Below are 11,833 nucleotides of genomic sequence, written 5' to 3' on the forward strand. Positions count from 1 at the left end.
CATGACGGAATATAGACAGACGCTCGGCATGCTCACGCTGTTGGTCAGCAGCCCTCCGGACAAACGCACCGTCTTTGGTCGCGCCCTGCATCAGTTGATCAACGATGTGGAAGAGCGCGCCGTCCGGGTACTGGCGTCGGAAACCCTAAGCGACGCCACCTCGATCCTGCGCTCGGACCCGGCCATTCAATGCGTACTGCTCAGCTGGGAAATGGACAAAAGCGAAGGCCATGAGGAATGCATCCAACTGCTGGTCAGCCTGCGTGAGCGCAACACCCGGGTGCCGGTTTTCTTGATTAGCGACCGCAGCACCGCGTCGAGCATTCCGCTGGTGGTCATGCAGCACTCCGACGACTTCATCTGGTTGCCCGAAGACACCAGCCGCTTTCTCAGTGGGCGCATCCTGGCGGCCATCGAACGTTATCGCCAAGCCGCGCTGCCCCCCATGTTCGGGGCGCTGGTGAAGTTTTCCCGCACCTATGAATACTCGTGGCATACCCCTGGTCATGCCGGCGGCACAGCGTTTTTGAAGAGCACCGCGGGGCGCGCGTTCTACGAGTTTTTTGGCGAGAACCTGCTGCGTTCGGACCTGTCGATTTCGGTCGGTGAACTCGGTTCGCTGCTCGATCACAGCGGCCCCATCGGCCAGGGCGAGCGCTACGCCGCCAAGGTGTTCGGCGCCCACCGCACCTACTACGTCACCAACGGCTCGTCGATGTCCAACCGCGTCATCCTCATGGCCAGCGTTACGCGCAATCAGATCGCCCTGTGCGACCGCAACTGCCACAAGTCCGCCGAGCATGCGATGACCCTGTCCGGGGCCATTCCGACGTACCTGGTGCCAACCCGCAACCGCTACGGCATCATCGGCCCGATCCTGCCGCAAACCCTGAGCAGCGACGGCGTGAAAGCCGCTATCGCCAGCAACCCTCTGGTCAAGCAAGGCATCGATCCGACACCCGTCCACGCCATCATCACCAACTCCACCTACGACGGCCTGACCTACAACGTCACCCGCGTCGAAGAATTGCTGGGGCAAAGCGTCGATCGTCTGCATTTCGATGAAGCCTGGTACGGTTATGCGCGTTTCAACCCGCTGTACCGCGATCGCTACGCCATGCACGGCAGCCCGGACGATCACGACGACTCGAAGCCGACCGTGTTCGCCACCCAGTCGACCCACAAGTTGCTGGCCGCCCTGTCCCAGGCCTCGATGATTCACGTGCGTAACGGCCGCAACCCGATCGAACACGGGCGCTTCAACGAGTCGTACATGATGCACGCCTCGACCTCGCCGAACTACGCGATCATGGCTTCCTGCGATGTCAGCTCGGCAATGATGGAAGCGCCCAGCGGCCAGATCCTGACCACTGAATCCATCGAAGAAGCCATCAGTTTCCGCCAGGTCGTCTCGCGCATGCACAACGAGATGTTGAGCAAGGATGACTGGTTCTTTACCTGCTGGCAGCCGCCGACCGTGCAGGTGGGCGCGGCCACCGTGCCGTTCCATGAAGTCGACCCGGTGCTGTTGAAAACCGAGCCGAACTGCTGGGTACTGCATCCCAACGCGATATGGCACGGCTTCGGTGACATCGAAGAAGGCTACTGCATGCTCGACCCGATCAAGGTCTCGGTGCTCAGCCCCGGCATGGGCGACGACGGCAACCTGCTCGACTCTGGCATCCCGGCTTGTGTGTTGACGGCGTACTTGGGACGTCAGGGCATCGTGGTCGAGAAAACCACCGACTTCACCATCCTGTTCCTGTTCTCCATCGGCATCACCAAAGGCAAATGGGGCACCTTGCTCAATGCCCTGCTCGACTTCAAACGCGACTATGACGACAACGTCGAACTGGAACTGTGCCTGCCGGATCTGCTGGCCGCCAACCAGTCTCGTTACGCAGGCATGGGCCTCAAGGACCTGGCCGACGAAATCTTCGCCGCCATGAAGAAACACAAAACTACCGCCAACATGGCCCAGGCGTTCGGCACACTGCCGAAAGCCGAATTCAGCCCGGTGGAGGCCTACGAAAAACTAGTCAGAAACGACATCGAACGGGTGATACTCGAAGAAGCCGCCGGACGCATCGCTGCGACCGGGATCGTGCCATATCCACCGGGCATTCCATTGCTGATGCCAGGTGAAAACGCCGGGCCTGCGGACGGGCCGTTCCTGGCCTATCTCAAGGCGCTGGAAGCCTTCGACAAATCTTTCCCGGGTTTCACCCATGACACCCATGGGATCGAAAGCGAGGGCGGGGTTTATAGCTTGCTGGTGTTGAAATGAGCTAGCGCCTGTACGTGCTGCGAAGAAAAAAACGGGCGCCCTGTAGGCGCCCGTTTTATATGTCTTCTCCTGAGCGATTAACCCGTCAGGTTTAAACCCTGACATTGCGTCCCGGCAACGAAGATCGCTGGCTGGTTTCCCAATCCTGGACAAGCCCGACCGGCGCATCGGACGCCGGCAGCATGGTGCGCCCACGAACCAGGTCGGAGGCCCGCTCGGCCAGCATGATGGTCGGTGCATTGAGGTTGCCGTTTGGCTCGGTCGGGAACACCGACGAGTCAATCACCCGCAACCCCGCTATGCCCCGCACACGCAACTCGGAATCAACCACTGCCATCTCGTCCTCGCCCATACGGCACGAGCCGCAAGGATGGTAGGTGCTTTCGAGGTTTTCACGCACGAAAGCGTCGATCTCTTCGTCGGTGTTCACCTGTGGCCCGGGGGCGATCTCGCCGTCGCGGAAGCGGTCCATCGCCGGTTGGCCGATGATCTCGCGGGTCAGGCGGATGCAACGGCGGAAACCTTCGCGGTCTTCTTCGCGTTGCAGGTAGTTGAATTGAATCTCCGGATGTTCGTAAGGGTCAGCGGAACGCACCCGAACGTAACCGCGACTCTTCGGCTTGTTCGGCCCGGTGAGCACCATGAAGCCGTGGCCCTTGATCGGTTTGTTGCCGTCGTAACGCATGGCCGCAGGCAGAAAATGGAACTGAATGTCCGGCCAGCGCAGTCCTTTATCCGAGCGGATGAAACCACCGGCCTCGAAATGATTGGTGGCGCCGAGCCCGTCCTTGAACAACAGCCAGCGCAGGCCGATCAACAGTTTGCTCAGTGGGTCCATTTTGCTGTTGAGCGTCACCGGTTCCTTGCAGCCGAACTGGATGTAAACCTCGGCGTGATCCTGCAGGTTCTCCCCTACTCCCGGCAGGTCATGACGCACGCCAATCCCGGCTTTGCGCAGGACCTCGGCCGGGCCGATACCAGAGCGCTGCAACAAGTGTGGAGAGCCAATGGGCCCGGACGATACGAGCACTTCCCGGTTGCAATAGACCTGGTGCGTCTGGCCTTCGTGGTCATACATGACGCCGACGGCTCGCTTGCCTTCAAGCATGATCTGACGGGTCATTGCATGGGTGATCACGGTCAGGTTCGGACGTCCCATGGCCGGGCGCAGGTAAGCGTTGGCCGTGGAGCAGCGCACGCCGTTTTTCACCGTCATGTGCATCGCGCCGAACCCTTCCTGCATGTAGCCGTTGCAGTCTTCGGTCTTGATGTAGCCCGCCTCGGCACCCGCTTCGACCCAGGCCCCGTACAACGGGTTTTTCATGTGATTGCCGTTGGTGGTGTGCAAGGGGCCGGTGCCGCCGCGATAGCCGTCACCGCCCTCCTCGTAATGTTCGGCCCGTTTGAAATACGGCAGGCAATTGCGATAGCCCCAGCCCTCTGCACCGAGGGACTCCCATTCGTCAAAGTCATAGGCATGGCCACGGATGTACACCAGGCCATTGATTGACGAGGAGCCACCCAGCACCTTGCCCCTTGGGCAGTGAATGCGACGTCCGTTAAGAAAAGGCTCCGGCTCGGTCTCGTAACGCCAGTTGTACTTCTTGGTGTTCATCGGGATCGAAAACGCGCTCGGCATCTGGATCACCACACTGCGATCGCTGCCGCCGAATTCCAGCACCAGGACCGAGGTGGCGGGGTCTTCGCTCAAGCGGTTGGCCAACACACAACCTGCCGAGCCGGCACCGATGATGATGTAGTCGTATTTTTGCGTAGCCATGATTATCTCCGGACCGCCGATTCGTTGAAAACGTGCAACGACGGCTTGGTCAACGTGTCGCCGGTGGTGTATTGCGGGGATGTTTTTTCGATGTGCTGGATGACGGCTTCTTCGCGCTTGAGGTCGATTGAACGGCTGAACCAGTAGTAGACCAGCCCCGACACGATCAGCCCGACCAGCCAGGCGATATCGATGCTGCCGAGCGCTTTGGCGAGCGGGCCGACATACACTTCACGCTGCTCGACGCCGTCGTAGATGTAGAAGAACGGAATCATCGAAATGAAGCCGATGGCATACGCCGCGATGCCGCGCAGGCCCCAGCTGCCGTATATGTTGCCGTGGGGCATGAAGAAGTGCGGGATGGCGTAGCGGCCCTTGCGGACGAAGAAGTAGTCGGTCAGGTTGACCGAGGTCCATGGCACCAGGAAATACAGCATCACCACCAGATAGATGCCCAACACCGACAAGCCTTTGCCCGAACTCTGGATGCTCAGGGCCACGCCCAGTTGCAGCAGAATCACAAAACCAATCGCCAGAATGCGTGCCTTGCGGGTCGGTTCGATGTGCTTGATGGAGTCGACGCAGGTCAGCGTGGTCAACTTCGCACTGTAGATGTTCATGGCGATAACCGGCAGGAACGCCAGGATCGTGACGACCACCACCACAGTCCCCATCAGTGGCGACACGGTGTTGCCGACTTGCCCAAGGGCCACCAGCACGTCCGTGGAATGCAGGTGATCGGCCAGCCAGCCACCGACAGAAATCATCCATGCGCCGGACAACGAGGCACCCAGGAACACCACCGCGATCAGTTTGCCGCTGGAAGTGTTCTTCGGCAGGTAACGCGAATAGTCAGACACATACGGGGCGTAAGCGATGTTGTAACTCGCCGCTGCCGCGAACTGGGCGATGAAACCGGTCCAGTTGAAGCCCAGCGGCGCCGGGGCCACTTCACCGGCCGCGAGTACCGGCACCGCGGCATCGGGAACCCAGCCCATCAGCACCGCCAACGTCACCAGACCGTAAAGCGGAAGCGACAGGTACAGCGCCCATTTGAAACTACGGTGCATCCAGTCATGCCCGAGGATCGCCAATACGGCCGCCGGTATCGTCACCGCCACCGCGATCACCGCGGGGTTGAAGCCGAATAGCGTGTGCAGCCCCTGCATCATCAACACCAGGTTGACGATGTTGAAACCGGCGAACACAAACAGCGTCGCCAGCAGCACCAGGATCACACCGCGATAGCCGAACTGTGCACGGGACTGGATCATCTGCGGCAACCCGAGATGCGGACCTTGCGAGCCGTGAAAGGCCATGAACAGCGTGCCAAACATGATGCCCAGCGTGCCGGCGAGTGTGGTCCAGAGCGCGGTCAGGCCGACGCTCGGGCCGACGAAGCCGATGGTCATGGTGAAGAAGGTGAAATTGCCGAGGAACCAGAACGGGCCTTGGCTCGACAGTTTGTCGGTGCGCTCGCTCTCCGGGATGAAGTCAATTGAATGGCTTTCGACGACGGGTTTGTCGTCCAGGGTTGACACGATCGGGGCTGACTTGGCGTTAGTGTTCATGATGGTCTCTTATTGTTGGAAGATCATGACGAGATAACTGCATTGTTTTGGGTGAACGCCCCTGTGGGAGCGAGCAGGCTCGCTAACACAGGGATTGAGTCAGCCTTGACTCAGGGAAGTGTGATCCAGACCGCCTTGGTCTCGAGCAGATAATCGAGCTGCTCCGCACCCAGGTCCTTGCCGAATCCGGACTGCTTGTAGCCACCGAACGGCATCGACGGGTCGAGGGTGCCGTGGGCGTTGACGTAGACCGAACTCGCTTTCAACCGAGGGATCAGGCTGTGCACCTTTCCAAGGTCATTGGAATACAGTGCAGCCGCCAGGCCGTAAGGCGAGTCATTGGCCAGGGCCAGGGCCTCTTCTTCATCGTCGAACGGTGCGGTGACCAGCACCGGACCAAAGATCTCTTCCTGGACGATGCGCATGTCGTTGCGGCAATGGGCAAAAATGGTCGGCTCGACGAAGAAACCGGGGCCCTCGACAGGCTGACCGCCGTAGACCAGTTCGGCACCTTCTTGCTTGCCGGTTTCGATGTAGTCGGTCACTCGCTCCTTCTGCAACGCCGAGACCAACGGGCTGATGAAGCAGTCTGGATCCAGACCCGGTGCGATTTTCAGCGTGCGGGTGTAGGCGATCAGTTCGCGCAGGAATTCGTCGTAGACGCTGCGATGAATATAGGCCCGCGTACCGGCATCGCACACCTGACCCGAGTTGAAAAACACGCCGTTGGCAATGGCCTGGGCGGCGGCCGGCACGTCGGCATCGGCCAATACGATTACCGGTGATTTTCCTCCGAGTTCGAGGGTTAGTCGCTTCATTTCGTCGAGGGCAGCGCGGCCAACGGTCCGACCGACCGGGGTCGAGCCGGTGAAGGTGAGTTTGTCGATACCGGGGTGCGTGGCCATGGCCGCACCGACCACGCTGCCGCGTCCGGTCACGATGTTGATCACCCCGTCCGGGATGCCCGCTTCCTGCACCAGTTCGGCAAAGCGCAAGGCCGACAGCGAGGTCAATTCGGCAGGTTTAACCACCACGGTGCAACCGGTTGCCAGCGCCGCGCCGAGCTTCCAGGCCATGGTTTGCAGCGGGAAGTTCCAGGGCACGATGGCGCCGACCACGCCTACCGCTTCCTTGCGGGTATAAGCCAGGTAATTGCCCGGCAGCGACGGCTCAACGGTTCGGCCATGCAGCTTGGTCGCCCAACCGGCGAAATAACGCAGCGTATCGACCGTACCCTGGATATCGACGTCCCGCGCGAAGGCGACTGATTTGCCCATGTCGATCGATTCGATTTCCGCCAGTTCGGCGGCGTTGCTTTCAATCAGGTCCGCCAGGCGTTGCATCATCCGCTCGCGTTCTGCCGGTTTGGCCTGACGCCAGGCGCCACCGTCAAACTGTGCTCGAGCAGCTTGCACGGCGCGGTCCAGATCCTCGGTAGTGCCCATCGGAATACGGGTGATCAGGCCCTCGGTCGACGGCTCGATAACATCGGACGTCTGCCCGTCGCTGGCCTCGACAAAGGCGCCGCCGACGAACATTTTCTGAACCTTGCTGAGGAAGGTCTGGGTGGCTTCGGATACACCGAATTTCTGCAAATACTGCTTAACGATCGTGTCCATTTTCATACCCTCTGTGCGGCGGTCAGATCACGCCGTGGCCGTGGTGGTTTCGCTCATGGCGTGCCGTGCTTGAGCCCGCTCGTGGAAGATGAAACCAATACTGTTAAGCAGCAGTTGCGCCGCCAGAATCGAGGTCACGCCGGAAGGGTCATAGACCGGTGCAACCTCGACCAGATCCATGCCAACGATGTTGCCTTGGCTGCGTTTGGCCAAGGCCTGGATGATTTCCAGCACTTCGTAATAGAGGAAGCCGCCGTGACTTGGGGTGCCAGTGCCAGGGGCGATGGACGGGTCGAAACCGTCAATGTCGATGGTGATGTAGTAGTTGATGTTCTGCGGGATCAACGCCAGCACACCTTCGACGCCGAGGCGGCGTACATCACGGACCGAAAGGATCTTCGAACCGGCCGCGTGGGCTGCTTCGTAGTCATCGCGATTGGACGACGACACGTTGCGGATACCCATCTGGGTCATGCCGACGATGTGGTTCATTTCGGACGCACGGCGCAGCGGGTTGCCATGGCCGTAGCGAACGCCATGACGCTCGTCGACGAAGTCCAGGTGCGCGTCGAAGTGGATGATGTGGATCAGGCCACGGCCCTCGAACGCCTTGATCACCGGAGCGTGAACCGAGTGATCGCCACCGAGTACTACCGGCATGACACCGGCATCCAGAATCTTGCGCACGGCGTATTCGGTGTTCTCGTTACTGGTGACCATGTCGGTGTGCACGATATCGGCGTCACCCACATCGACCATGCGCACGTCGGAGGCGGTCAGGTACATGACGTCATCTTCGTGGTCATAGGCGCCGGCATGGCCGAAGGAAAACAGGGTCGATGCCTCACGAATGCCGCGTGGTCCGAAGCGTGCGCCCGAACGCCACTGGGTGCCCATGTCGTTGGGCACGCCGAGGACCGCCACGTCCGCATCCAATGCATCCCAATCGGTGCACACCGGGGATTTTCCAAAGGTGCAGTGACCCACGAATGGCAGGTTCAGGCGACCGGATTCATAACCGTTGTTCGACATTTCAGGCATCTCCAATTCTTGTTATCAGCTAGCGGACTTGGAAGGCGACCGCCGTTGGAATGACTATGGGCGCAGGTTTTCGTGGAAAAAATGCTAAACATCAGATACTCATATCGGCATTACCGATGCATCCACACGCGGGAGGTTCAAGGTGATCCAGCTGCACGATGTCGATCTGAAACTGCTCAGGGTGTTTGCCACGATTGTCAGGTGCGGCGGTTTCTCTGCCGCGCAGGCGGCGTTGAATGCCGGCCAGTCAACCATCAGCGAACAGATGACTCATCTGGAAACCCGGCTCGGGGTAAAGCTCTGTCAACGCGGGCGCAGCGGCTTTCGCCTGACCGAGCAAGGCGTGGCGATCCACGAAGCCACTCAGCGTCTGCTCTCGGCGGTCGAAAATTTCTGCATGGACGCCGATGTGCTCAAGCAACACATCAGCGGCAAGCTCAATCTGGGGATCATCGACACCACCATTACCGACCCCGATTCACCGTTACCGCGAACCACCCAGCGCTTCGTCTCCAGGGGGCACGACGTGCATCTGAACGTGTACGTCGGCACCCCCGCAGAACTGGAAGAACGCGTGCTCGACGGCCGACTTCACCTGGCCATCGGGCACTTCCCGATCTATGTTCCGGGCCTGCTGCACTCACCGCTGTATCAGGAAGCCTTAGGGTTGTATTGCGGACGGCGGCATCCGCTGTATGGCAGCAAGGCCGTGGGCGACGAATTGCTCGAAGAGATTGCCGCTAGCCGGATTGTCGTCAGGGGTTACATGCAGCAGTACGACCTGGAACACTTGGGCGTCAGCAAAGCCGCCGCGACCGTGGACAACATCGAGGCTTTGGCCATTCTGCTGATCTCCGGTGCCTATCTGGGCTTTCTGCCGATGCACTTCGCGGCCCAGTGGATCAAGACCGGCGAGATGCACCAACTGGCGCCCACCAGCTTGCAACTGATGTCGCCGTTCGACGTAATCACCCGACGCGGCACGGCCCCGCCACCGATCCTTCAGGCCTTTCTTGAAGATCTGGCCGCCTGTTCGCGTACCACCGGCAACACCTGACAGACACTGCTGGTGCCGGTCATACTCATTCTGTTCGCAACCCTTGCAGGCCACCCTATGCGCATCCACGTCACCTTCATCGATCGCGTCGGCATCACCCAGGAAGTGCTGGCCCTGCTCGGTGGGCGCCGTTTCAATCTGGATGCCGTCGAGATGGTACCGCCCAACGTTTACATCGATGCACCCACCCTCGGCGCCGATGTGCTGGAAGAGTTGCGTGAGGCTTTTCTTGGGGTGCGCGGCGTGCAGGCGGTGACGATGGTCGACATCCTCCCGGGGCAGCGCCGACGCTTGCAACTCGATGCCTTGCTGGCGGCCAGCACCGACCCGGTGTTGGCGGTGGACGAGCGCGGTCATGTGCTGCTGGCCAACCCGGCGCTGATTTCGCTGTGCGGCCGGGAGCCCGCCGGTGAACCGCTGACGGCACTGTTCGATGATCCCTCCTTGCAACAGACGTTGATCGAACACGGTTACCGCCTGCCCATGCACGAGGTCAGCCTCGGTGGCCAGACGCTGCTGCTGGACGCCATGCCGATCACCGATGCCGGCGCCCTGCTGACCCTGTATCAACCGAACCGCATCGGTGAACGCCTCTCGGCGCTGCATCATGACCATGCCGAAGGTTTCGACGCGCTGCTCGGCGAGTCCCCGGCGATTCGTACGCTCAAGGCCCGCGCCCAGCGTGTTGCAACGCTCGACGCACCGCTGCTGATTCAGGGCGAAACCGGCACCGGCAAAGAGTTGGTGGCCCGCGCCTGCCACGCGATCAGCGCCCGGCATGACTCGCCCTTCCTGGCCCTGAACTGCGCGGCACTGCCGGAGAGCCTCGCCGAAAGCGAGCTGTTCGGCTATGCCGCGGGCGCCTTCACCGGCGCACAACGGGGTGGCAAACTCGGCCTGCTGGAACTGGCCGACCAGGGCACGGTGTTCCTCGACGAAGTCGGCGAAATGTCGCCCTACTTGCAAGCCAAATTGCTGCGTTTTTTAAGCGATGGCTGCTTCCGTCGAGTGGGTGGCGATCGTGAGGTCAGGGTCAACGTGCGGGTGCTCAGCGCGACCCACCGTGACCTGGAGAAAATGGTCAGCGAAGGCAGCTTTCGCGAGGACCTGTTCTACCGCCTCAATGTGCTCAATCTGCAAGTGCCACCGTTACGCGAACGCGGCCACGACATCCTGTTGATGGCCAACCACTTCATGCAGCAGGCGTGTGCGCAGATCCAGCGTCCGGTCTGTCGCCTGGCGCCAGGGACCTATCCCGCACTGCTCGGTAACCGCTGGCCGGGCAATGTGCGGCAACTGCAAAACGTGATCTTCCGCGCCGCTGCCATTTGCGAAAATCCGCTAGTGGACATCGATGACCTCGACATCGCCCGCACCGCCGTCGAGCGCAAAAACGACGGTGAGGTTGGCAGCCTGGAAGAGGCCGTCGAAGGGTTTGAAAAGAACCTGCTGGAACAGCTCTACAGCATTTATCCCTCCAGCCGTTTACTCGCTGCCCGCCTGCACACCTCGCACAGTGCGATCGCTATCCGGCTGCGTAAGTACGGCATTCCCGGAAAACCCTGACTGTCTGCAAATCGATACAGCGTATCGAATTAAAGACAAAACCCCGCAGCTCGTCTGGCCCGGACTAAGTCCCCTCCTCCGTGGATGCCTGTATTGATTTCAATACGAACGCATTCCGCCGACCATCAAGAAGTATCAGCAGCCTATTGATTTATATAGATAAATAAAAACTGGCACCGCCCTTGCTATCAACCCTCAAGCCACGCTCGTTGCCCGACACGAGCCTGCCCATCGCCATCCGCCACCAGCAGTGGATGAGTCTGAACAATGAGGAGTTGATATGAGCGAATTGCGTTTTACCGTCGATCACGAATGGCTGCGTCTTGAGAGCGATGGCCTGATAACTGTGGGGATCACCGCTTATGCCCAGCAAGCGCTGGGTGACGTGGTCTTTGTTCAAGTGCCTGAACTGCGCACCTTCGGCGCTGGCGATGAAGTGGCCGTGCTGGAGTCGGTGAAAGCTGCCAGCAGCGTGTACATGCCGCTGGATGGCGAAGTGGTCGAAGTGAATTCGACGCTGGAAAGCTCTCCCGAATTGATCAACGAAGACGCACTGGGTGAGGGCTGGTTCTTCCGTATGCGCCCCAGCGACACGCGTGCAATGGACGCCCTGCTCGACCAGAGCGCTTACGAGCGCCTGACCAACGACGACGCTTGAGGATTTGCGTATGACCACCCTCCTCGACACCCGCAACGAATTCATCGCCCGCCACATCGGCCCGCGTTCCGGCGACGAGCAAGCCATGCTCAACAGCCTCGGCTTCGATTCGCTGGAAGCCCTGAGTGCCAGCGTCATCCCCGACAGCATCAAGGGCACCAGCGTCCTCGGCCTCGAAGACGGCCTGAGTGAAGCCGACGCCCTGGCCTTGATCAAGTCCATCGCCGGCAAAAACCAGCTGTTCAAAACCTACA

Annotated in this window: 9 protein-coding genes; 5 read left to right on the plus strand and 4 right to left on the minus strand. The window is 60.3% G+C overall.

The features are described 5' to 3' along the window. The first annotated feature begins 1 nt into the window (after position 1). Positions 2-2,287, plus strand: a complete 2,286-nt coding sequence (locus tag MO767_RS11170) for an Orn/Lys/Arg decarboxylase N-terminal domain-containing protein (protein ID WP_282480518.1) — start codon at positions 2-4, stop codon at positions 2,285-2,287. A 91-nt stretch (positions 2,288-2,378) separates the two neighbouring features. Here the strand turns inward: MO767_RS11170 and betA are convergent, their stop codons facing one another. The 4 genes from betA to speB all read right to left on the minus strand — a co-directional run bounded on the left by betA (position 2,379) and on the right by speB (position 8,289). Beyond that, on the minus strand, positions 2,379-4,067 hold the full coding sequence (gene betA, locus MO767_RS11175; RefSeq protein ID WP_282480519.1) for a choline dehydrogenase: 1,689 nt from the start codon (positions 4,065-4,067) through the stop codon (positions 2,379-2,381). A gap of 2 nt (positions 4,068-4,069) precedes the next feature. Beyond that, a complete protein-coding gene (locus tag MO767_RS11180; RefSeq protein ID WP_282480520.1) occupies positions 4,070-5,638 on the minus strand; it encodes a cytosine permease in 1,569 nt (522 codons plus the stop codon). A gap of 110 nt (positions 5,639-5,748) precedes the next feature. Continuing rightward, on the minus strand, positions 5,749-7,257 hold the full coding sequence (locus tag MO767_RS11185) for an aldehyde dehydrogenase family protein (protein WP_282480521.1): 1,509 nt from the start codon (positions 7,255-7,257) through the stop codon (positions 5,749-5,751). Positions 7,258-7,284: 27 nt separating this feature from the next. Continuing rightward, the gene (speB, locus tag MO767_RS11190; RefSeq protein ID WP_282480532.1) at positions 7,285-8,289 is read right to left on the minus strand and encodes an agmatinase; all 1,005 of its coding nucleotides are present in this window, start codon (positions 8,287-8,289) and stop codon (positions 7,285-7,287) included. Positions 8,290-8,440: 151 nt separating this feature from the next. On the opposite strand from speB, the gene MO767_RS11195 reads away from it, so the two are divergent. From MO767_RS11195 to MO767_RS11210, 4 genes are all read left to right on the plus strand, one after another. After that, positions 8,441-9,355, plus strand: coding sequence for a LysR family transcriptional regulator (locus MO767_RS11195; protein ID WP_282480522.1), 915 nt, complete (start codon positions 8,441-8,443; stop codon positions 9,353-9,355). A gap of 57 nt (positions 9,356-9,412) precedes the next feature. Continuing rightward, positions 9,413-10,921 (plus strand): sigma-54-dependent transcriptional regulator, encoded by a 1,509-nt coding sequence (locus MO767_RS11200; RefSeq protein WP_282480523.1) that lies wholly within the window; start codon positions 9,413-9,415, stop codon positions 10,919-10,921. Positions 10,922-11,201: 280 nt separating this feature from the next. Beyond that, positions 11,202-11,579 carry a glycine cleavage system protein GcvH gene (gene gcvH / locus MO767_RS11205; protein WP_282480524.1) on the plus strand — a complete coding sequence of 126 codons (378 nt, stop codon included), beginning with the start codon at positions 11,202-11,204 and terminating at the stop codon, positions 11,577-11,579. 10 nt (positions 11,580-11,589) lie between these two features. Continuing rightward, positions 11,590-11,833: hypothetical protein (locus tag MO767_RS11210; RefSeq protein WP_282480525.1), on the plus strand; the 244-nt coding region annotated here is incomplete at its 3' end.

Source organism: Pseudomonas sp. UYIF39, from assembly GCF_029963765.1.
Classification (GTDB): Bacteria; Pseudomonadota; Gammaproteobacteria; order Pseudomonadales; family Pseudomonadaceae; genus Aquipseudomonas.